22 protein-coding genes are annotated in these 21,300 nt (G+C 67.5%); 13 read left to right on the top strand and 9 right to left on the bottom strand.

Translation table 11 applies throughout. The features are described 5' to 3' along the window. Nucleotides 1-6: 6 nt before the first annotated feature. From ACYAF3_RS22845 to ACYAF3_RS22825, 5 genes are all read right to left on the bottom strand, one after another. Entirely contained in the window at nt 7-1,026 is a 1,020-nt protein-coding gene (locus ACYAF3_RS22845) for an AraC family transcriptional regulator (RefSeq protein ID WP_003101519.1), read from the bottom strand. Nucleotides 1,027-1,139: 113 nt separating this feature from the next. Further along, on the bottom strand, nt 1,140-2,321 hold the full coding sequence (locus ACYAF3_RS22840) for a vWA domain-containing protein (RefSeq protein WP_003101527.1): 1,182 nt from the start codon (nt 2,319-2,321) through the stop codon (nt 1,140-1,142). A gap of 48 nt (nt 2,322-2,369) precedes the next feature. Next, the gene (locus tag ACYAF3_RS22835) at nt 2,370-2,765 is read right to left on the bottom strand and encodes a GFA family protein (RefSeq protein ID WP_003101529.1); all 396 of its coding nucleotides are present in this window, start codon (nt 2,763-2,765) and stop codon (nt 2,370-2,372) included. Between the two features lie 64 nt (nt 2,766-2,829). After that, nucleotides 2,830-3,675 carry an AAA family ATPase gene (locus tag ACYAF3_RS22830; protein WP_023115280.1) on the bottom strand — a complete coding sequence of 282 codons (846 nt, stop codon included), beginning with the start codon at nt 3,673-3,675 and terminating at the stop codon, nt 2,830-2,832. Between the two features lie 162 nt (nt 3,676-3,837). Then, nucleotides 3,838-4,923, bottom strand: a complete 1,086-nt coding sequence (locus tag ACYAF3_RS22825; protein ID WP_003090572.1) for a DUF748 domain-containing protein — start codon at nt 4,921-4,923, stop codon at nt 3,838-3,840. A 120-nt stretch (nt 4,924-5,043) separates the two neighbouring features. Here ACYAF3_RS22825 and cysK point away from each other — a divergent pair, with 120 nt between their 5' ends. The 4 genes from cysK (at nt 5,044) to ACYAF3_RS22805 (ending at nt 9,264) form a co-directional block, all read left to right on the top strand. After that, nucleotides 5,044-6,018, top strand: a complete 975-nt coding sequence (cysK, locus tag ACYAF3_RS22820; protein ID WP_003090573.1) for a cysteine synthase A — start codon at nt 5,044-5,046, stop codon at nt 6,016-6,018. 58 nt (nt 6,019-6,076) lie between these two features. Next, nucleotides 6,077-6,691: a LysE family translocator gene (locus ACYAF3_RS22815; RefSeq protein ID WP_128669711.1), complete on the top strand. Its 615-nt coding sequence runs from the start codon at nt 6,077-6,079 to the stop codon at nt 6,689-6,691. A gap of 198 nt (nt 6,692-6,889) precedes the next feature. Beyond that, nucleotides 6,890-7,981 (top strand): polyamine ABC transporter substrate-binding protein, encoded by a 1,092-nt coding sequence (locus tag ACYAF3_RS22810; protein WP_003114385.1) that lies wholly within the window; start codon nt 6,890-6,892, stop codon nt 7,979-7,981. Nucleotides 7,982-8,400: 419 nt separating this feature from the next. Continuing rightward, entirely contained in the window at nt 8,401-9,264 is an 864-nt protein-coding gene (locus ACYAF3_RS22805; RefSeq protein WP_003116695.1) for a DMT family transporter, read from the top strand. 47 nt (nt 9,265-9,311) lie between these two features. Here the strand turns inward: ACYAF3_RS22805 and ACYAF3_RS22800 are convergent, their stop codons facing one another. Continuing rightward, complete coding sequence (locus ACYAF3_RS22800) at nt 9,312-9,791, bottom strand: winged helix-turn-helix transcriptional regulator (RefSeq protein WP_003090577.1); 480 nt, start codon at nt 9,789-9,791, stop codon at nt 9,312-9,314. Between the two features lie 353 nt (nt 9,792-10,144). Between ACYAF3_RS22800 and ACYAF3_RS22795 the strand changes: the two genes are divergently transcribed. Further along, entirely contained in the window at nt 10,145-12,454 is a 2,310-nt protein-coding gene (locus ACYAF3_RS22795; RefSeq protein WP_016562028.1) for a molybdopterin oxidoreductase family protein, read from the top strand. 16 nt (nt 12,455-12,470) lie between these two features. Beyond that, a complete protein-coding gene (fdxA, locus tag ACYAF3_RS22790) occupies nt 12,471-12,809 on the top strand; it encodes a ferredoxin FdxA (RefSeq protein ID WP_003090580.1) in 339 nt (112 codons plus the stop codon). A gap of 14 nt (nt 12,810-12,823) precedes the next feature. On the opposite strand, the gene ACYAF3_RS22785 is transcribed toward fdxA, so the two are convergent. Next, nucleotides 12,824-14,059: an NADH:flavin oxidoreductase/NADH oxidase family protein gene (locus ACYAF3_RS22785; RefSeq protein WP_003101540.1), complete on the bottom strand. Its 1,236-nt coding sequence runs from the start codon at nt 14,057-14,059 to the stop codon at nt 12,824-12,826. Nucleotides 14,060-14,185: 126 nt separating this feature from the next. Further along, the gene (locus ACYAF3_RS22780; protein WP_003116692.1) at nt 14,186-15,016 is read right to left on the bottom strand and encodes an alpha/beta fold hydrolase; all 831 of its coding nucleotides are present in this window, start codon (nt 15,014-15,016) and stop codon (nt 14,186-14,188) included. 232 nt (nt 15,017-15,248) lie between these two features. Between ACYAF3_RS22780 and ACYAF3_RS22775 the strand changes: the two genes are divergently transcribed. Continuing rightward, nucleotides 15,249-15,737: a MerR family transcriptional regulator gene (locus ACYAF3_RS22775; protein ID WP_003116691.1), complete on the top strand. Its 489-nt coding sequence runs from the start codon at nt 15,249-15,251 to the stop codon at nt 15,735-15,737. A 99-nt stretch (nt 15,738-15,836) separates the two neighbouring features. Continuing rightward, nucleotides 15,837-16,523, top strand: a complete 687-nt coding sequence (locus tag ACYAF3_RS22770; protein WP_003114389.1) for a type 1 glutamine amidotransferase domain-containing protein — start codon at nt 15,837-15,839, stop codon at nt 16,521-16,523. Between the two features lie 159 nt (nt 16,524-16,682). On the opposite strand, the gene ACYAF3_RS22765 is transcribed toward ACYAF3_RS22770, so the two are convergent. Then, nucleotides 16,683-17,321 (bottom strand): DUF6348 family protein, encoded by a 639-nt coding sequence (locus ACYAF3_RS22765; protein ID WP_014602771.1) that lies wholly within the window; start codon nt 17,319-17,321, stop codon nt 16,683-16,685. 192 nt (nt 17,322-17,513) lie between these two features. Here ACYAF3_RS22765 and ACYAF3_RS22760 point away from each other — a divergent pair, with 192 nt between their 5' ends. The 5 genes from ACYAF3_RS22760 to ACYAF3_RS22740 all read left to right on the top strand — a co-directional run bounded on the left by ACYAF3_RS22760 (nt 17,514) and on the right by ACYAF3_RS22740 (nt 21,299). Continuing rightward, nucleotides 17,514-17,993 carry a VOC family protein gene (locus tag ACYAF3_RS22760; protein WP_003099064.1) on the top strand — a complete coding sequence of 160 codons (480 nt, stop codon included), beginning with the start codon at nt 17,514-17,516 and terminating at the stop codon, nt 17,991-17,993. Nucleotides 17,994-18,024: 31 nt separating this feature from the next. Further along, complete coding sequence (locus tag ACYAF3_RS22755) at nt 18,025-18,417, top strand: GFA family protein (protein ID WP_003114392.1); 393 nt, start codon at nt 18,025-18,027, stop codon at nt 18,415-18,417. Nucleotides 18,418-18,446: 29 nt separating this feature from the next. Continuing rightward, on the top strand, nt 18,447-18,725 hold the full coding sequence (locus ACYAF3_RS22750; RefSeq protein ID WP_003114393.1) for a hypothetical protein: 279 nt from the start codon (nt 18,447-18,449) through the stop codon (nt 18,723-18,725). Between the two features lie 74 nt (nt 18,726-18,799). Beyond that, entirely contained in the window at nt 18,800-19,339 is a 540-nt protein-coding gene (locus tag ACYAF3_RS22745; RefSeq protein ID WP_003114394.1) for a hypothetical protein, read from the top strand. A 76-nt stretch (nt 19,340-19,415) separates the two neighbouring features. Beyond that, nucleotides 19,416-21,299 (top strand): AAA family ATPase, encoded by a 1,884-nt coding sequence (locus ACYAF3_RS22740; protein ID WP_003122571.1) that lies wholly within the window; start codon nt 19,416-19,418, stop codon nt 21,297-21,299. Nucleotide 21,300: the final 1 nt, after the last annotated feature.

Here is a 21,300-nt window from a genome sequence, read left to right as displayed (position 1 = left end):
GAGCGCTCAGGCGCGGAAATGGCTCGGCGGCTGGCCGCTCCAGCGCTGGAAGGCATGGCGCAGGCTGGCGGTCTCGCTGAAGCCGAGTTCCTCGGCGATCCGGTAGATCGGCATGTCGCCGCTCTGCAACAACTCCTTGGCGCGGGCGAAGCGCAACTCGTCGAGCAATTGCTGGTAGCTGGTGCGCTGCTGCTGAAGGTGCCGGCGCAGGCTGCGCGACGAACAGTTCAGGCGCCTGGCCAGTTCCTCCAGGCCGGGCGGGTCCTGCAAGCGCTCGGCGAGGATCGCCCGGACCTTGTCCAGCCAGGCACGACGCGCGGCCAGGTCGATGTTCTGCCGCCGGCACTGTTCCAGCATCTCCCGGTGGGTCACCGGGTCGGCCAGCGGCAACGGGCGCTCCAGCCATTCGGCGGCGAAGCCGATGGCGCTGCGCTCGCGTTCGAAGTGCAACTCGCAGGCGAAACCCTCGGCGTAGGCCCGCGCCATCGCCTCGTCGCCGGCATAGTCGAAGGCCGCTTCCAGCAAGGGCAGCGGCTGGCCGAGCAGGTCGGCGCAGGTGACCTTCAGCGAGCCCAGGCAAAGCTCGGTGTTGAATGGCCGCAGCGCCTCGTCCTCGCCGTAGCCGGTGGCCACCAGCCAGGCGCGGCCGTCGGCGACTTCCAGCGACAGGTGGAAGTAGGTGCCGAGCAAGACCGGATAGCTGAGGCCGATGCGCAGCGCCTCGCCGAGGGTCGGCGCGGAGAGCAGCGCGTAGCCGAGCAGGCCGTAGGCGGAAATCCGCGTGCGCAGTCCCAGGCGCAGGCCGAGGGCCGGCTCGTCGCTGAGCCGGCAGGCGTTGGCGAACACCTGCTGCTCCTGCCAGGGGCTGATCAGGCGCCGCAGGTCGAGCAGGTCGGCGGGGGTGATGCCACTGCCTTCGAGCAGTTGCTCGCGGGCGAACCCTTCCTTCTCCAGCAGCGAGAGAGTGAGGGTCGACATGTGCAGCGAGTTGAGCCAGGTGGCGCGGGAGAAGGTCGAGTCGATCATGGCGTGCCCATCGTTACCGGTGGCCGCGCCGCGCTGTTACCGCGCGGACGGGATACACAGGGTAGGCAAGTTGCGTGCCGCCGCGCCTGTCGCCGGTCCCGCAGGCAGTTGGCTCAACCGCGCGAGAGGAAGCGCATGCCCTCCTCCAGGCCGCTCAGGGTCAACGGATACATCTGTTCCTTGACCAGTTCGCGGACCAGGCCGGTGGACGCCGTGTAGTTCCAGGTGTCCTTCGGATAGGGGTTGATCCAGATGAGCTTCTTGTACTTCTCCATGAAGCGCTGCATCCAGACGTAACCGGCTTCCTCGTTCCAGTGCTCGACGCTGCCGCCGGCCTGGGTGATTTCGTAGGGCGCCATCGCCGCGTCGCCGACGAACACCACCTTGTAGTCCGGACCGTACTTGTGCAGCAGGTCGAAGGTGGCGGTGCGTTCGCTGCTGCGGCGCAGGTTGTTCTTCCACACCGACTCGTAGATGAAGTTGTGGAAGTAGAAATACTCCAGGTGCTTGAACTCGGTCTTGCAGGCCGAGAACAGCTCCTCGCAGACCTTGACGTGGGCGTCCATCGAGCCGCCGATGTCCAGCAGCAGCAACAGCTTCACCGTGTTGCGCCGCTCCGGGCGCATCTGGATGTTGAGCAGCCCGGCGTCCTTCGCGGTGTGGTCGATGGTGCCGTCGATGTCCAGCTCCTCCGCCGCGCCCTCGCGGGCGAACTTGCGCAGGCGCCGCAGGGCGATCTTGATGTTGCGCGTACCCAGTTCGACCTGGTCGTCGAGGTTCTTGTATTCGCGCTGGTCCCAGACCTTGGCCGCCTTGCCCTGGCGCTTGCCGGCGTCGCCGACGCGGATGCCCTCCGGGTTGAAACCGCCGGAGCCGAACGGACTGGTACCGCCGGTACCGATCCACTTGTTACCGCCGGCATGGCGCTCCTTCTGTTCCTCGAGGCGTTTCTTGAACTCCTCGATCAGCTTGTCCAGGCCGCCGAGGGACTGGATCTGCGCCTTTTCCTCGTCGGTCAGCAGGCGCTCGAACTCCTTGCGCAGCCATTCCTCGGGGATCAGCGCCTTGAGGTGGTCGTCGAGCTTCTCCAGGCCCTTGAAGTAGGCGCCGAAGGCCCGGTCGAACTTGTCGAAGTGGCGCTCGTCCTTGACCATGATGGTGCGCGCCAGGTAGTAGAACTCGTCCATGTCGGCGAACACCACGCGGTGCTTCAGGGCATCGATCAGGTCGAGCAGCTCGCGCACCGACACCGGCACCTTGGCTGCGCGCATTTCGTTGAACAGGTTGAGCAGCATGGCTGCGACCTCGTCTGTTGTCCGTTGATCCCGGCGCGCGAGCGCCGGTCAGTATTGGTGTTCTTGCGGCAGGTCGTCGGCGATGACGTACCAGTCGGCTTTCGAACCCACGTAGATGTGCCGCTGCGCTACCGATGGCAGCGGCGAGTCGAGGGTGCCGAGGGCAATAGAGGTGTACGTCGGGTCCTCGTTGCCGCCAAGCCACTGCAGGTTCGATCCGCAGTGGCGGCAGAAGGTACGGGTGACGCCTGGCGACGAGTGGTATTCGGCCACCGCGTCCGCTCCGGCGACATAGCGGAACGCCTCGCGGCGCACCTTGCCGTAGGTGGCGAACGCCGCGCCGTGGGCCTTGCGGCACTGGCTGCAATGACAATGACTGGCCGACTCGATGGGCGCGTCGATTTCATAGCTTACCGCGCCGCACAGGCAACTTCCGCTGAGCATGGGATGTTCCTCCGCTGTCTGGCGTGCCGCCCCGCAGCCCTTTCCCCGGAAAGGGCCGACGCACTCAGCGGCTGGCGCGGCGGCTCATGAACGCCAGGCGCTCGAGAAGCTGCACGTCCTGCTCGTTCTTCACCAGGGCGCCGGCCAGCGGCGGGATCGCCTTGGTCGGGTCGCGTTCGCGCAGCACCGCTTCGCCGATCTCGTCGGCCATCAGCAGCTTCAGCCAGTCGACCAGCTCGGAAGTCGAAGGTTTCTTTTTCAGGCCGGGCACCTTGCGCACGTCGAAGAAGATGTCCAGCGCCTCGCTGACCAGCGACTGCTTGATGTTCGGGTAGTGCACGTCGACGATCTTCTGCAACGTCTCGCGGTCGGGGAAGGCGATGTAATGGAAGAAGCAGCGGCGCAGGAAGGCGTCGGGCAGTTCCTTCTCGTTGTTCGAGGTGATGATGATGATCGGGCGCTGCTTCGCCTTGATGGTTTCGTTGGTCTCGTAGACGTAGAACTCCATCTTGTCGAGTTCCTGCAGCAGGTCGTTGGGGAACTCGATGTCGGCCTTGTCGATCTCGTCGATCAGCAGGATCACCCTCTCCTGGGCCTCGAAGGCCTCCCAGAGCTTGCCCTTCTTGATGTAGTTGCGCACGTCGTGAACCTTGTCCACGCCCAGCTGCGAATCGCGCAGGCGGCTTACCGCATCGTACTCGTAGAGGCCCTGGTGGGCCTTGGTGGTGGACTTGATGTGCCAGGTGATCAGCTTGGCGCCGAAGGACTCGGCCACCTGCTCGGCGAGCATGGTCTTGCCGGTGCCCGGTTCGCCCTTCACCAGCAGCGGCCGCTGCAGGGTGATGGCGGCGTTGACCGCGAGCTTGAGGTCGTCGGTGGCGACGTAGGACTGGGTGCCTTCGAACTTCATCAGGAAATCCTCGAACGGTAACGCCCTGGCTGGAAAACCGGGCAGTTCAGTATTGTTTGAAAACCCGACTATAACGCGGGGACAAGCGCACTGTGAACGCAGACGGGTCATTCAGTCACTGAATGCCCGGCCACCTCGCGACCCGCCGTTCCGCCCGCGTCTTCAGCCGTCGTCGTCGCGCGTCGCCGGGGAACGCTCGAAACGAGCGTTGAACGCCTCGACGAACGCGTTGCGGAGAATCCCGAGGAACGCTTGGAACGCGCTGACGTCCCGCTGGTGGATATTACCGCTCAGGCTCACACGGGTTGCGAACTGGTCTTTGCGCTGGTTCTTCAGCACCGTCTCGCCACCGCCGACCAGCGCCTCCCACACCGAGCGGAACAGGTTCTTGTCGCCATCCTCCACGTCCTGCCGCCAGTTGAACACGTCCACGTCGCGCAGCAGCGGCTTGATGTAGCCATCCAACTGGCCGCGCTTAGCCTGGGCCTCCAGCACCAGGTCGCCGGTGCCGGCATTGAAGTCGAACTTGCCATAGGCGCTGGCGAAGTCGTTGAGCCGCTTCAGCTCGACGCGGGTGACCCGCAGGCGCAGGTCGAAGTCCTCGAAGTCGCTCAGCGGGTCGAAATGCGCCGCCACTTCCAGCGGCGCCTGGCCGAGTATCCGCGCCGTGCCTTCGAGACGCGCCGGCCGCTCGCCCCGGGCGTCGGCCACGTTGGTCAGGTTATAGATGCTGGCGTTGAGCGCCGAGGCGTGCAGGTTCACCGGCGGCTTCGAAGTGAAGTTGCGGAAACGCAGGGTGCCGTCCACCACCCGCACCTCGTTGAGGGTGATCGGCAGCAGCTTGTCCAGTTGCTCGCGCCAGTCGGTGCCGGCACCGGTCTGCGAGGCGTCGCGGTCGCCGCCAGCATCGACGAAGTTGAGCTGCGGACGCTCGAAGACCACCCGCGCCACTACTGCGTGATCATCCCAGAGCGCCTGCCAGCTCACCGACAGGTCGATGCTCGGCGCGTCGAGGAACGGCACCGGCACCTTGCCGTTGTCCTTGACGATGCTCAGCCCGTCGATCCGATACGCGCCGCGCCAGAGCGCCAGGTCGACGTCGGCGATGTGCCCACGGTAGTCGCCCATGTCGGCCAGCTTGCCGTTCAGGTAGTCGCGCACCAGGTACGGCAGCGCCAGGTGCAGCGCCAGCAACAACAGAAGCAGCGCCGCCAGGCTGCCCAGGGGAATGGCATAGCGTTTCTTCATCGGTACGGCCCTCCTGGACAGTGGACACGCGCGGCGCGCCGCTGGTTCGAACGCGTCTGGACGCGCGGGCGGGGGCGGAATAGGCTGATTGATCTTTCTCCATGCGACAAGGACACCATCATGAGCCGCATCTTCGCAGACAACGCGCAGTCCATCGGCAACACGCCGCTGGTCCAGATCAACCGCATCGCCCCGCGCGGCGTCACCATCCTGGCCAAGATCGAAGGGCGCAACCCCGGCTATTCGGTGAAGTGCCGGATCGGCGCGAACATGATCTGGGATGCCGAAGCCAGCGGCAGACTGAAGTCCGGCATGACCCTGGTCGAGCCGACCTCCGGCAACACCGGCATCGGCCTCGCCTTCGTCGCCGCCGCACGCGGCTACAAACTGATCCTGACCATGCCGGCGTCGATGAGCCTGGAGCGACGCAAGGTGCTCAAGGCGCTGGGCGCGGAGCTGGTCCTGACCGAACCGGCGAAGGGCATGAAGGGTGCGATCCAGAAGGCCGAGGAACTGGTCGCGGGGGATCCCGGGAAGTACTTCATGCCGCAGCAGTTCGACAACCCGGCCAACCCGGCGATCCATGAGAAGACCACCGGCCCGGAGATCTGGAACGATACCGAGGGCGCGGTGGACGTGCTGGTTTCCGGGGTCGGCACCGGCGGCACCCTCACCGGCGTCTCGCGCTACATCAAGAACACCCGGGGCAAGCCGATCCTCGCCGTGGCGGTGGAGCCGGTGACCTCGCCGGTGATCAGCCAGACCCTCGCCGGCGAGGAGGTCAAGCCCGCCCCGCACAAGATCCAGGGCATCGGCGCCGGCTTCGTGCCGAAGAACCTCGACCTGTCGCTGGTCGACCGGGTCGAGAAGATCGGCGACGACGAAGCGAAGAACATGGCGCTGCGCCTGATGCAGGAAGAAGGCATCCTCTGCGGCATCTCCTCCGGCGCGGCGATGGCCGCCGCGGTGCGCCTGGCCGAGGAGCCGAACATGCAGGGCAAGACCATCGTGGTGATCCTCCCCGATTCCGGCGAGCGCTATCTTTCGAGCATGCTCTTCGACGGCCTGTTCAGCGAACAGGAACTGACCCAGTAACCACCGACCCGCGGCGCCGCAGCGAACCGGCGCCGCCTTGCGCCAGGCGTATCGAATCATGCTGGAAACCTCGCTCTTCGTAGCCACCCTCGCCACCCTGGGCATGCTCTCGCCCGGCCCGGACTTCTTCCTGATCATCCGCAACGCGGCGCGCTACCAGCGCTCGGCGGCGATGATGACCTCGCTGGGGGTGATCCTCGGCGTGGCCACCCACATGGCCTACTGCGTCGCCGGCCTGGCGGTGCTGATCACCACCACGCCGTGGCTGTTCAACGCGCTGAAGTACACCGGCGCGGTCTACCTGATCTGGATCGGCATCCAGGCCCTGCGCTCGCGCGGCGGCGGCACGCTCGACCTGGCGGTCGGCGGCGTGCAGCGCGTCGGCCACTGGAGCGCGTTCCTCCAGGGCTACCTGTGCAACCTGCTCAACCCCAAGGCCACGCTGTTCTTCCTCGCCGTGTTCACCCAGGTGCTGAGCCTGGACTCCAGCTTCGCCGAGAAGCTCTGGTACGCCGGCATCATCGTCGGCCTCGCCGCACTCTGGTGGCCGCTGCTGGTGGTGCTGATCCAGAGCGCGGTGGTGCGCCGCGGCCTGGCCAGGGCCCAGGGGGTGGTGGACAAGCTGCTCGGCAGCCTGCTGATCGCCCTCGGGGTCAAGGTCGCCCTGAGTTGAGGCAGGCGGGCGGAGCGACGCCCCGCTGCGGTGCCGGCGCCTGTCTGCGGGCCCGCAGGTAAAAGCCGCCCCTTTCCTCGCTTCCGGCAACGCGGGATAAAACCCGGGTGCCGGCCAGCGTTGCCGGCGCCCCCTGAGCGCCGGCGGCGAACCAGTCCGTCGCCGACGCTGTCGTCAGCCGACAGGACACCTACAACAATGAAGACCCGCATCGCTTCCCTCACCCTCCTCGCCCTCGCTTGCGGCAGCGGCGCAACCCTCGCCGCGGACAACCTGAAGATCTACAACTGGTCCGAATACATCGCTCCCGAAACCGTGGCGAACTTCGCCAAGGAAACCGGCATCCAGGCCACCTACGACGTCTACGACAGCAACGAGACCCTCGACGGCAAGCTGATGACCGGCCAATCCGGCTACGACGTGGTATTCCCGTCGAACCACTTCATGGCCAAGCAGATCCAGGCCGGCGCCCTGAAGAAGCTGGACAAGTCCCGGTTGCCCAACTGGAAGAACCTCAACCCGGTGCTGCTCAAGGCCCTGGAGGTCAACGATCCGGGCAACCAGTACGGCTTCCCCTACCTCTGGGGCACCACCGGCATCGGCTACAACCCGGCGAAGATCAAGGCGGTGCTCGGCGACGACGCGCCGCTGGACTCCTGGGATATCTTCTTCAAGCCCGAATACATGCAGAAACTGAGCAAGTGCGGGGTGGCGGTGCTGGACAACGGCCCCGAGCTGCTGCCCATCACCCTCAACTACCTCGGCCTGCCACACCACAGCCAGAAGGCCGACGACTACAAGCAGGCCCAGGCGGCGCTGCTGAAGGTGCGCCCGTACATCCGCTACTTCCACTCCTCGAAGTACGTCAGCGACCTGGCCAACGGCGAGATCTGCATGGTGGTCGGTTTCTCCGGCGACATCCTGCAGGCCGCGACCCGCGCCAAGGAGGCCAACAACGGCGTGGAAGTGCGCTACTCGACGCCGAAGGAAGGCTCGCCGCTGTGGTTCGACATGGTCTCGATGCCGGTCGACGCGCCCGACGAGAAGGCCGGCTACGCCTTCATGAACTACCTGCTGCGTCCCGAGGTGATGGCCGCGATCAGCAACCATGTGCACTACGCCAACGGCAACCTGGCCGCCGACCCGCTGGTGGACGCCGAGATCAAGGCCGACCCGGCGATCTACCCGCCGCAGGAGAAGATGGCCAAGCTGTTCGCCCTCGAGTCCATGCCGCAGAAGATCGACCGCGTGCGCACGCGCACCTGGAACACGGTGAAGACCGGCAAGTGAAGCCCGGCGCCGGCCCGGTTTGTCGCCGGGCTGGCGTTTTAGCGCAAGGCTCGCCCACAGGCTCGTCAAATCCCGGACGGCCCGCTATAGTCCCTCTCGTTGTCTTCATCCACCGGATAGCCTCCATGAACCAGCGCTCGCACAGCTCGCTCCCCGCCCTTCCGGTAGCCACCGGCGAGGTCGGCGCGCTCCAGCCGTGCGCCAGCCTGGGCTGCGTTTCCCCTCCTGTAGTCGCCTCGCCGCCGCCTCCCCCTCCCGGTTCGGCCGCCTGCCCGCCGCCGGGCGTCAGTCCCTGACGAGCGCGGTAGCGCCCCAACGCCCTTCCACAGCCCGCCGCAAGCAGCGCCATCCGCTGCCGAAGCGTGCCGTCCGCCGCCGGCCCGAGCCCGCGGCATGCCCGACTACAAGGTGGCAGATCCATGTTTGCACTGAACAAATCCGCACTGGCCGGCCTGGCCAGCACCAGCCTCTTCGTCCTGCTCTGGAGCAGCGGGGCCATCGCCTCGAAATGGGGCCTGGCGCATTCCTCGCCGTTCGCCTTCCTGGTGTTCCGCTTCGGCATCGCCCTCGCCTGCCTGCTGCCGCTCGCCCCGCTGCTCAGGCTGCGCACGCCGCGCAGCGCGCGTGAGCGCGGCAAGGCCCTGCTCACCGGCCTGGTGATGCTGGGGGTCTATCCGATCTTCTATATCTTCTCGCTGAAGCTGCAGGTCACTCCCGGCATGATGGCGACCATCCTCGGCGTGCAACCGATCCTCACCGCCGTCATCCTCGAACGCCGGCAGTCGCCGGCGCGCCTGTTCGGCCTGCTGCTGGGCCTGGCCGGCCTGGTGCTGGTGGTCTACCAGGGCATCGGCCTGGCCGGGATGTCCACGGCCGGCATCCTCTGCGCACTGCTGGCGCTGGCCGGCGTCACCGGCGGCTCGATCATGCAGAAGGGCATCCGCGAGAACCCGCTGGGCACCCTGCCCCTGCAGTACCTCGCCGGCCTCGGCCTGTGCCTGGCGTTCGTGCCCTTCCAGCCGTTCGAGTTCGAATGGAACGCCGGCTTCCTGGTCCCCGCGCTATGGATGGGCGTCGTGGTCTCGGTGGGCGCGACCCTGCTGCTCTACCGGCTGATCGCCCAGGGCAACCTGGTCAACGTCACCAGCCTGTTCTACCTGGTGCCGGCGGTGACCGCGATCATGGACTTCATGGTCTTCGGCAACCGCCTCGGCTGGCTCAGCCTGCTGGGCATGGGGCTGATCGTGGTGGGGCTGATGTTCGTCTTCCGCAAGGCCGGCTGAGCGAACCGAGCGGGTCGCGGCCCGCCCTTGGCAGAGCGCGCGCGGATTCAGTTCTGCGCGAGCTTGCCAGCCATCGCCGCGAACCCCGGCCCCGGCACCGCCGTCACATCGCGCGACCCCACCGGCTCGCCGCACTCCGGGCAGACCATGGTCGGCCGGAACTTGTGGCCACAGGCCTTGTGCACATACTCCACCGGAGCGCCGCGGCCCTCGTCGAGCCAGCGGTCGCCCCAGTTGGCCAGGGCCAGCAGCACCGGATGCAGGTCGTGGCCCATCTCGGTGAGGCGGTACTCGTAGCGCGGCGGTCGCTCCTGGTAAGGCACCTTCTTCAGCGCGCCCGCCTCCACCAGCCGGCTCAGGCGGTCGGCCAGTACCTGGCGGGTGACCCCGAGGCTGGCCTGGAACTCATCGAAGCGGCGCATGCCGAGAAAGCAGTTGCGCAGGATCAGCAGCGTCCAGCGGTCGCCGAGGATCGCCAGGCTGCGCGCCATCGAACAGGGCGTTTCGCCGACTTCTTGCCATTTCATGGGGTTCTCCCGGAAAAACCTCCGTCCATTCTAGGGGGCCGCTTCGGAGCTTGACCAGTTCCAAATTGGAACTTAGTATCCGGCCGAAAAGGTCATGGACCCGGCGCGCTCCTGCCAGGATCGGACAAACCAGCACTACGGACGGGTCCCATGTCAGCGCCCGCGTAATAAGTTCCGATTCGGAACTGTAGAAGCGTCGAGCATGAGAGGGAAAGGCCGATACGACGGGGTTCCGTGTGCCGCCCGCGCGTCGTCCTTGCAGCACAGCGTCAGGCAGTCCCGAAAGAACGAAGCCCGCACGGCTGGGGTGCGCCCCAGGTTGCGCCGGCAACGACAACAACGAGGAACACACCGTGACTACGCCGTCCCCGCAATGGAAGAAGACCGCCTGTATCCTCTGCAGCCTCAACTGCGGGCTGGAAGTGCAGACCGAGAATGGCCGCATCAGCAAGATCCGCGGCGATGACGACCACCCCGCCTCGCAGGGCTACGTCTGCGAGAAATCGCAGCGCATGGACTACTACCAGAACGGCGCCGACCGCCTGGACACGCCGATGCGCCGGCGCACCGACGGCAGCTACGAAGCCATCGACTGGGACACGGCGATCCGCGAGGTGGCGGAGAAATTCCTCGCCATCAAGCGCAGGCATGGCGGCGAAAGCATCCTCTACTACGGCGGCGGCGCGCAGGGCAACCACCTCGGCGGCGCCTACGGCGACAGCACGCTGAAGGCCCTCGGGGTGAAGTACCGCTCCAACGCCCTGGCCCAGGAAAAGACCGGCGAGTTCTGGGTCCAGGGCAAGATGTTCGGTACCGGCGTGCACGGCGACTTCGAGCATTGCGAGGTGGCCATCCTGATCGGCAAGAATCCCTGGCAATCCCATGGTTTCGCCCGCGCCCGCGTGCTGCTCAACGCCATGGCCAAGGACCCCGCACGCTCGATCATCGTGATCGATCCGCGCCTGAGCGAAACCGCCGCCCTGGCCGACTTCCACCTGCAGATCCGTCCGGGCACCGACGCCTGGTGCCTGGCGGCGCTGGTCGGGATCATCGTCCAGGACGGGCTGCTGGCGCGCGACTGGCTGGCCGAACACACCAGCGGCTACGAGCACATCGTCGACGAACTGAACGCCATCCCGGTGGCCTACTGCGCCGAGACCTGCGGGGTGGAGGAAGACAAGCTGCGCGCCGCCGCCCGGCGGATCGCCAGCGCCAGCAGCGTATCGGCGCTGGAAGACCTGGGCATGCAGATGAACCTGCACTCGACCCTCGGCAGCTACCTGCAACGCCTGGTCTGGTTGCTCACCGGCCATTACGGGCGCCCCGGCACCAGCAACGCCTTCGTGCCCTTCCTCTCGCTGTCCAAGGCGAGCAAGGGCGATACCTCGATGGGCAAGAGGGGCGCGCCACGCGTCGAGAAGCGCAGCCCGGTGGCCAATGCCAAGATCATCATCGGCCTGATTCCCTGCAACGTGATTCCAGAGGAAATCCTCACCGACCATCCCAAGCGCTATCGCGCCATGCTGGTGGAGACCGGCAACCCGCTGCATTCGCTGGCCGATAGCCAGCGCATGCGCGAAGCCATGCGCGCCCTGGAGTTGTCGGTGGTGATCGACGTGGCCATGACCGAGACCGCGCGCCACGCCGACTACGTGCTGCCGGCGGCGAGCCAGTTCGAAAAGGCCGAGGCGACCTTCTTCAACCTGGAATTCCCGCGCAACGCCTTCCACCTGCGCGCGCCGCTGTTCCCGGCGCGCCCCGGCACCCTGCCGGAAGCGGAGATCCACGCCCGCCTGCTGGAAGCCATGGGCGTGCTCGGCGAGAAAGACTACCGGCCGTTGCGCCTGGCCCTGAAGCTCGGGCGCAAGGCATTCTCGGCGGCTTTCCTCGCCGCCGCGGCGACCCGCCCCAAGGTCATGAAATACGCGCCGGTCCTGCTCTACCGTACCCTCGGCCCGACCCTGCCCGCCGGCATGGAAGCGGCCGCGGCGATCTGGGGCATCTGCCAACTGCACGTGCTGAACAACCGCAAGACCGCTGCCCGCGCCGGCTTCGACGGGTTGCCGCCGCTGGCCGCCGACCGCCTGTTCCAGGCCATGCTCGACAACCCGTCCGGGGTGGTCTTCGCCGAAACCACCTACGCCGAAAGCTGGCAGGCCGTCGCCCGTCCCGAACAGCGGATCAACCTGCACATCCCCGAACTGTTGCCGGAACTGGCCAAGCTCGCCCACAGCGCGCCACCCCACGATCCGGCCTACCCGTTCATCCTCGCCGCCGGCGAGCGGCGCAGCGACACCAGCAATACCGCCGTGCGCGACACCGGCTGGCACCGCCGCGGGCGCTACGGCACCCTGCGCATCAGCCCGCAGGACGCCGAGGCGCTGGGCTGCGCCGACGGCGAGGTGCTGCGCGTGGTGACCCGCCGCGGCGAGGTCGAGGCGGAAGTGGAGATCAGCGACATGATGCAGCCGGGCAATATCTCCCTGCCCAACGGCCAGGGCCTGGACTACCGCAACGCCGAGGGCGAGGTGGTGCGCCGGGGCGTGGCGCCCAACGAGGTGACCGACTGCACCCAGCGCGACTTCCTCGCCGGCACGCCCTGGCACAAGTACGTGCCGGCGCGCCTGGAACGGCTGGCGACGCCCGCCGCTACGAACGCCTGAGCCAGGGAGGACGATCATGACCTTCGTCGTGCTGGAAGAATGCATCCGCTGCAAACACACCGACTGCGTGGAAGTCTGTCCCGTGGACTGCTTCTACGAAGGCCCCAACTTCCTCGTCATCCACCCCGATGAATGCATCGACTGCGCGCTCTGCGAGCCGGAATGCCCGGTCGCCGCGATTCGCGCCGAGGACGAGGTGCCGCTCGGGCAACGGCAGTTCATCGCCCTCAACGGCGAACTCGCCGCGCATCCCAACTGGACGCAGATCACCCGCAAGAAGCCGGCGCCCGACGACCACGACGCCTGGTTCGGCCTGCCGGGCAAGCTGGCCGAACTCGACCGCAACGGCGCCTGAGGCGCTGACGGTGCTCAGGCTTCGGCGCGCGAACGCATGAGCCGCCGGTAACGGCGGGTCTGCAGGAGCGCGCCGGCCTGCTGCGCGAGCAACGCGCACAGCGGCGACACCCGTGGGTTGGTCGCCCTGCCCCGGCTCAGCTTGCGCAACTGGAACTTCACCGCGGCCATGTTCGCCAGCGAGGCCAGGGGTTTGTTCCTCCAGGTTATCGGCCGCAACTGCGGCGCCGAGTCCTTGCCGGCGCGCCAGTCGCGCGGCAGGTTCGGCTCGATCGCCAGCGCCGTGCCGATGCCGACCATGTCCACCCCGCTGGCCAGCACCTGCTCGGCCACCGGCCGCCGGCGGATGCCGCCCGTGACCATTACCGGCATCCGCGCCGCCGCGCGGATGTCGCGGGCGAACTCGACGAAGTAGGCCTCGCGGGCCAGGGTCCGCCCGTCGCGTGCTTCGCCCTGCATGGCCGGCGCCTCGTAGCTGCCGCCCGACAGCTCGACCAGGTCGACGCCCAGGCCATCGAGCATCCGTACCACCTCGCGGGCATCGTCGGCGCTGAAGCCGCCGCGCTGGAAATCGGCGGAATTCAGCTTCACCGCCACCGCGAAGCCAGGGGCAACCTCGGCGCGCACCGCCCGGACGATCTCCAGCAGCAGGCGCGCGCGATTCTCCAGGGAGCCGCCCCAGGCGTCGCTGCGGCGGTTGCTCAGCGGCGAGAGGAACTGGCTGAGCAGGTAACCGTGGGCGGCATGGATCTCCACCCCGCTGAAGCCGGCCCGCTCGGCCAGGCCGGCGCTGCGGGCGAACCGCTGGATCACCTCGGCGATCATCGCCTCGTCCATCGCCTTCGGCGTAGCGAAGTGCCTGGACATCCCGCCCAGTTCCAGCGGCACCGCCGAGGGTGCCCAGGCCTGCTGGCCGAGATTGGCCTGCATCTGCCGGCCGGGATGGTTGATCTGCAACCAGAACTGCGCGCCGGCGGAACGCCCGATGCGCGCCCAGCGGCGGAATTTCTCCAGTTGCGCGTCGTTTTCCAGGACCACCCCGCCGGGGCCGGTCATGGCACGGCTGTCGACCATCACGTTACCGCTGATCAGCAGCCCGGCGCCGCCGTCGGCCCAGGCCTGGTAGAGGCGCATCAGGCGTTCGGAGGGGGCCTGCGCGGCATCGGCCATGTTCTCCTCCATGGCGGCCTTGGCGAGGCGATTGGGAATGGTCGAGCCGTTGGGAAGCGTCAGCGTGTCGAACAGGTTCATGGGCCTACCTCATGAGGACAGTGGCCCGACGATAAGATTGAAGTCGACTTCAAGGTCAACGCTTTTTTTGCCGCGCCGCCCGGGCCCCGACCGGGTGCCGGGAGCGCGCCCCGGCACCCGGCGCGCTCAGCCGCGGATGAAGGCCAGCAGGTCGGCGTTGATCACCTCGGCCTGGGTGGTCGGCATGCCGTGCGGGAACCCCGGATAGATCTTCAGCGTGCCGTTGCGCAGCAGCTTCGCCGAGAGTACGCCGGAATTCTCGTAGGGCACGATCTGGTCGTCGTCGCCATGCATCACCAGCACCGGGATGTCGATGCGCTTCAGGTCATCGCTGAAGTCGGTCTGGGAAAAGGCCACGATCCCATCGTAGTGGGCCTTGGCGCCGCCCATCATGCCCTGCCGCCACCAGTTGCGGACGATCCCTTCCGAGGGCTGCGCCCCGGGACGGTTGTAGCCATAGAACGGGCCGGCGGGAATGTCCTGGTAGAACTGCGCGCGATTGGCCGCGAGCTGCGCCTGGAGATCGTCGAAGACGCTCTTCGGCAGGCCGCCCGGATTGCCCTCGGTCTTCACCATCAGCGGCGGTACCGCGCTGATGATCGCCGCCTTCGGCACCGGGTCGTCGGGATAGCGGGCGATGTAGTGGACGACCTCGCCGCCGCCGGTGGAATGGCCGACATGGATCGCCCCGCGCACCCCGAGGCGCTCAACCACCGCCGCCACGTCGTCGGCGTAGTGGTCCATGTCATGGCCGTCCCAGACCTGGCTGGAGCGACCGTGGCCACGGCGATCGTGGGCCACTACGCGAAAGCCCTCGGCGAGGAAGAACAGCATCTGCGCATCCCAGTCGTCGGAACTCAGTGGCCAGCCATGATGGAAGTAGATCACCTGGGCGTCGCGCGGCCCCCAGTCCTTGTAGAAGAGTTCGACGCCATCCTTCGTTGTCACGTAACCCATGTCGCTTCTCCCGATCGGTGTGGATGCAGGCAACGGCGCCACCCTGCGGCCGCCGTCCCCTGTGTAGAGTAGAAAGCCGCCTGCGTTGCGCCGCCTGGACGAGGAAAACGCGACCGGCGGTAGCGCCCATGCGGCCTGGCGAACCCGTCGATGGAGGCGAGTTCGTCGCCCGGCCGTGAAACCACCCTAGACTTGAAGTAGGCTTGAAGGTCAACGCGTTTCGAGGTGCGACATGAAAATCGGCGAACTGGCCAAGCTCACCGGCCTGGCGACATCGCGCATCCGCTTCTACGAGGCCAGCGGCCTGATCCGCTCGCAGCGCAAGGCCAACGGCTACCGCGACTATGCGGCAGACACCGTGTGGATCCTGGAGCTGGTCACCGGCGCCCAGGGCGCCGGCTTCTCCCTGGAGGAGATCGCTCGCCTGCTGCCGAGCGGCGACGGCGCCTGGCAGCACGGCGAGCTGCTCGAAGGCTTGCGTCGCAAGGTGGCCGAGATCGAGGCCCTGCAACGACGCCTGGAACAGAACAAGGCACAATTGCTGGTGGCCATCGAAAGCATCGAGAACAAGCCGGACGGTCTGCAGTGCACGGAAAACACCCAGCGCGTGCTGGAGCGCCTGCGCGAGGAAGGCCCTCCACAGACGGTCGGGCGTCCACGGCAAACCCGCTCGCGGGCGTCCTCTCCCACGCCGGCGGAGCAGCGGCTTTCCGACGCTTGACCTTGAAGTCGACTTGAATCTTAGAGTGACGCCAACCCACCCGGACAGCCTGCCGAAACCGGCTGCCGACGGGATCACTCACCGAGGAAGGTCAACGCAATGACCAAGCGCATCCTGCACGTCGTCACCAACGTCGCCCACTATGCCGATCCGACCCAGCCCACCGGGCTGTGGCTGTCGGAGTTGACCCATGCCTACGAGATCTTCGCCGCTCGGGGCTACCAGCAACGCCTGGTCAGCCCCCGCGGCGGCGAGTCGCCGCTGGAGCCGCGCGCCCTCGGCTGGCCCCACGCCGACGCCAGCGCCAAGGCCTGGCTGGCCGACGAGACGCGCCTGGCGCTGCTGGCCGACACCGCCGCTCCCGAGCAGGTCGACGCGGAGGCGTTCGACGCCATCTATTTCACCGGCGGCCACGGCGTGATGTGGGACTTCCCCGACGACGCCGGGCTGCAGCACCTGACCCGCGAGATCTACCAGCGCGGCGGCATCGTCTCGTCGGTCTGCCACGGCTATTGCGGCCTGCTCAACACACGCCTGGACGATGGCCGCCTGCTGGTCGCCGGGCGCCGCCTCACCGGCTACTCCTGGATCGAGGAAGTGCTCGCCGGGGTCGCCCGCAAGGTGCCGTACAACGTCGAGGAAGAAATGAAACGACGCGGCGCGCTCTACGAAAGAAGCCTGCTGCCGTTCACCAGCAAGGTGGTGGTCGACGGCCGCCTGGTCACCGGGCAGAACCCGCAGTCGGCCAAGGCCACGGCCGAGCAGGTGGCCGCCCTGCTCGGCTGAACGCGGCGTGTCAGTCCTGCGCGCGCCTCATCTGGAAGTCATGGCGCCGCTTGCCGATGAAGAACGATTCTGCATCGTCCCGTCGGCCAGGGGCCGCAGGATCGTCGCAGTGCTGGTCGTGTGGTAGGGGTCGAACTCGTCGAAGGGCGACGCGGCGGCCTACGCCAGCGGCTTGAGCATGAGGAAGTTGCGCACGCTGTAGTAACCCTGCGAATCCTGCCAGTCGAGAGCGGCCAGGTTCTGCATGCCGGCCTCCCACGGCTGGTTGTCGAACAGCGCTTCCACCGTGCGCTGGTTGCCGAAGGCACAGAAGAAATGCCGGAACCAGTGCAGGCGCGCGTCCAGCGGCTCGGCGCGGATCGCCCGCTCGATGCTCGGGAACAGCCCGGCCGGCAGCGGCGGCGCCTTGCCTTCGGCGCCGCGCAGGCCGAGGTTGCCGATATGCACCTCGAAACGCCGCTCGCCGATCTCCCAGGTCTCCACCATCACCTGGTCCTCCTCGGCCTGGCCCCAGAGCGCGGAAAGCAGCACGTGGAAAGAGTTGGAGGCGAAGTTACGCAACGCGTCCTGCAAGCCGTCCTCGGCGCTGCCGATGCCGGCGAAGGCTTCCTGCAACTGGCGCTCGTCCTCCAGCAGCACATCGACGTCCAGCCGTCCGGTCTTTTCCCCCGCATACCAGGTGGCGCGGATCGCCGGTAGCCGCCCGGCTGGCGCCACCCATTCGCCGTGCACGACGCACTCGATCCGGTGGGATTCGAACAGAGCAGCCAGATGCTGCGAGACGGAGACCGCTTCCATGGGTTGTCCTTGCATGGTCGAGGGCGCGCCGCCGAGGCGCTGCCCGGAAAGCCCGGCGAGGCTGGGCGAAACGCGGCATAGGGTAGCGCAGATCGGCACTCGCGGCGCGACCTCCCGTTCGGCGCCTGCCCAGGTCGCCGCACGCCAGCCGACTAGACTGGCGGGGTCGACCCCGCCCGTGGAGACCTCGCCATGAACAGCAAGAACACCATCTGCCTCTGGTACGACAACGCCGCCCTGGAGGCCGCAACCTTCTACGCCGAGACGTTTCCCGACAGCGCCGTGCTGGCTGTCCATAGCGCGCCCGGCGATTACCCTTCCGGCAAGGAGGGCGACGTACTGACGGTGGAGTTCCGGGTGATGGGCATTCCCTGCCTCGGGCTCAACGGCGGCCCGGCCTTCCGCCACAGCGAAGCGTTCTCCTTCCAGGTCGCCACCGACGACCAGGCCGAGACCGACCGCCTGTGGAACGCTATCGTCGACAATGGCGGCGAGGAAAGCGCCTGCGGCTGGTGCCGTGACAAGTGGGGCATCTCCTGGCAGATCACCCCGCGCGTACTCAGCGAAGCCATCGCCAGCCCCGACCGCGCGGCGGCCAGGCGCGCCTTCGAGGCGATGATGACGATGGGCAGGATCGATATCGCCACCATAGAGAAGGCCTTCAAGGGCTGAACGCCCCAACGCCTTGCAAAGGAGTCACGAAATGGATCGATTCACCGGCGGCTGCCTCTGCGGCAAGGTCCGCCTGGTGGCGAGCGGCCGCCCCTACCGGGTCGGGCTCTGCCACTGCCTCGACTGCCGCAAGCACCACGGCGCGCTATTCCACGCTTCGGCGATCTTTCCCGAGGAGGCGGTGAGCATAGAAGGCGAGACCCGCGACTATGCCGGGCGTTTCTTCTGTCCGCAGTGCGGCTCCTCGGTATTCTCGCGCAGCGCCGACGAGATCGAGGTCAGCCTCGGCGCCCTCGACGCTCCCGACCGGTTCCAGCCCACCTACGAACTCTGGACCGTCCGCCGCGAGGGCTGGTTGCCGGCGTTTCCGCTGGCACGGCACTATGAAAGGGATCGCGAAGGCGACGGACGCAGCGAAGAGTGACGTTGTTCCAGCAGGAGAAGGGAGGCAGCATGGACGAACTGTTCGAAGAGCACCTGGAGATCGCCAAGGCGCTCTTCGCGCAGCGCTTGCCGTACTGGTGCGATGTCTTTCTGCGCCCGGCCGACCAGGCTTTCAACGCCTACCTGAATGCCCGCGGCCAGGCCTCCACCTACCTGGTGCTCGAAGGCTTCGATCCGGTCTATGTTCCTCGCGGCTGCGACCTAGACGCCGTGCGCGCGACCGCCAGGGCCAGGGCTCGATTGAGGGAAGCGGGGCTGGGCGAAGACGCGCTGCCCGTACTGCTCTGAGCGCAGGCCGCCAGTATCGCGGAAGCCTCTGCTGGCAATTTCTCCCACCGCACTGTCCGCCAACGGAAGGCTACATGACCCGCCCCTACCTGCTCCGTCTCGCCGCCGGCCTGGCGCTTCTCCTGCCGGCCGCCTGCACGTCCCCTGCCCCGCCAGCACCGAACCTGACCGCGCTGTTCGCCGACGCCCTGCACTGCCGCGTCGACTTCCCCGACGGCCGCGACCGCGCAACCGCCGAGCGCCTGCGCGCCGAGGGTGTCGAAGTGCTGGATCGCGCGCCCGGCGAGACCCTCGACCTGCTCTACCGCTTCGCCACCCCGCTGCGCATCGACGGCAGCCTGGTGAACGCGGTGCGGGTACGCGGCGACAGCGGCGTGCTGGTGATGGCCTACGCCGAGGGCGACCTCGAAGACTTCGCCCGGCGCCAGGGCGCGACGCCGCACCCGGCGGAACGCGCCGCGCTGGATGGTTTCGGCGAGCTGGAGGTGCTCTACAGCCGTCCGTTGCCGCCGCGTCCCGGCCTCGACGAAAGCCCGCCGCGCCTGGTGATCGGCCGCGGGATCGAGGCGGCGGCGCAGGCGTTCCGCTGGGGCTGCCGGAGCTACGACGGTTGAGCAGGCGCTCCGCCAAGCCTGGCACCCGGAACTCGTAGCGGTTTTCGTCGCCTCCGGCGAGGTCAGGGTTGGAGACATGGCCCTCGGGGCAATATGCTGTGGCCACGACACACGCTGTGAGCGACTATCGATGCCAGGGACTGCACTGTTCGAAAAGCCACGCTGGTTGCGCGACCTCCTGCGCTTCCTGCCCCTCAAGAGCCAATTCGTCCTCTCCGGGAACATCCGCGACCTGCAAGCCTGCGAAGTGGTGCCGGGTACGGTCACCGCGCAGAGCTTCAACCAGACCCTCTGCGACGCCCTGCTGGACGCCGGCTACACCCAGGTGCTGGCCTGGGATCCGCTGGCCGGGTTCCGCGTGCTCGGCCGGCCGGGCAGCGAGGCGGGGGCCACTCCGCAAGTGCTTCTCGACCTCGGCCTGACCCCGGTGGACGGCGCCGCGCCGGCCGGCATCGACCTGCTCGGCGCGACCCTGCAACGCCTGGTCAACCGTAGCGGCGAGCCGATCGCCCTGATCGTCGACTTCGCCTCGCGCCTGGCGGTGCGCAACGACGCCCTGAGCGCCGCCGAGCATCAGTTGTTCACCCAGGCCCTGGTGCTCTCCCACCAGGCCCGCAGCCGTCCCGCCGGGGAACAGCGCAAACCGTTCTTCAACAGCGTGCTGTGGGTGGTGGAAAAGGAAGGCGACCTGCCCGACTGGCTGCTGGTGGACAACCCGCGCCTGCGCCATATCCCGGTGTCGAAGCCCGACCAGCCGGCGCGCCGGGCCCTGGCCCCGGCGCTGCTCCGCGGGCTCGGCGGCGCGGGCGTCGCCGAGGAGGCCCTGCAACAGGCCGCCGCAACCTTCGTCGAGAACACCGAAGGCCTGCTGCTCCTCGATCTCAACGCCATCGTCCAGTTGGCGCGCGTGGAAGGCCTGGCCATGGAACGCATCGCCGACGCCGTGCGCCGCTACAAGGTCGGCGTCACCGAAGACCCCTGGCTGAAGATCGACCGCCAGCGCATCCGCCAGGCCGACGAGATCGTCCGCCGCCGGGTCAAGGGCCAGCAGCACGCGGTGACCCACATGCTGGACATCGTCAAGCGCGCGATGACCGGGGTCGGCGCCAGCCGCAAGGGCAACCGCCCGCGCGGCGTGGCCTTCCTCGCCGGGCCCACCGGGGTCGGCAAGACCGAGCTGGCGAAGACCGTCACCAGCCTGCTGTTCGGCGACGAGAGCGCCTACATCCGCTTCGACATGTCCGAGTTCAGCGCCGAGCATGCCGACCAGCGCCTGATCGGCGCGCCGCCCGGCTACGTCGGCTACGACGTCGGCGGCGAACTGACCAACGCGATCCGCGAAAAACCCTTCAGCGTGGTGCTCTTCGACGAGATCGAGAAAGCCCACCCCCGGATCCTCGACAAGTTCCTGCAGATCCTCGACGACGGCGTGCTCACCTCCGGACGCGGCGATCGCGTGTACTTCTCCGAGGCGCTGATCGTGTTCACCTCGAACCTGGGCATCTACCGCCAGGGGGAAAACGGCGAACGGGTCGCCAACGTGCTCCCCGGCGAGCCCTTCGAGGCGGTGCAGGGCAAGGTCCACGGCGAGATCGAGCGCTACTTCAAGCTGGTTCTCAACCGCCCGGAAATCCTCAACCGGATCGGCGAGAACATCATCGTCTTCGACTTCATCCGCGCCGACGTCGCCGAGCAGATCTTCACCCAGATGGTCGACGGCACCTTCGCCGACCTCCGCGAGCAGCGCCTCGTCATCGAACTGGCCGAGGCGCCGCGCCAGGCGCTGCACGACCTCTGCCTGGGCGACCTGTCCAACGGCGGCCGCGGCATCCGCAACCAGCTCGAAGCGCGCCTGCTCAACCCGTTGTCGCGGGCACTGTTCGACCAGGACGCGCAGCCGGGCGAGCGCTTCCTGATCAGCGCCCTGGACGCCGACGGCCTGACCCTGGAACGCCGCTGAG

Source organism: Pseudomonas sp. TZ252 (genome assembly GCF_056110345.1).
The sequence above is the reverse complement of the archived record's forward strand: the minus strand, read 5'-3'. Positions and strand labels throughout refer to the sequence as shown.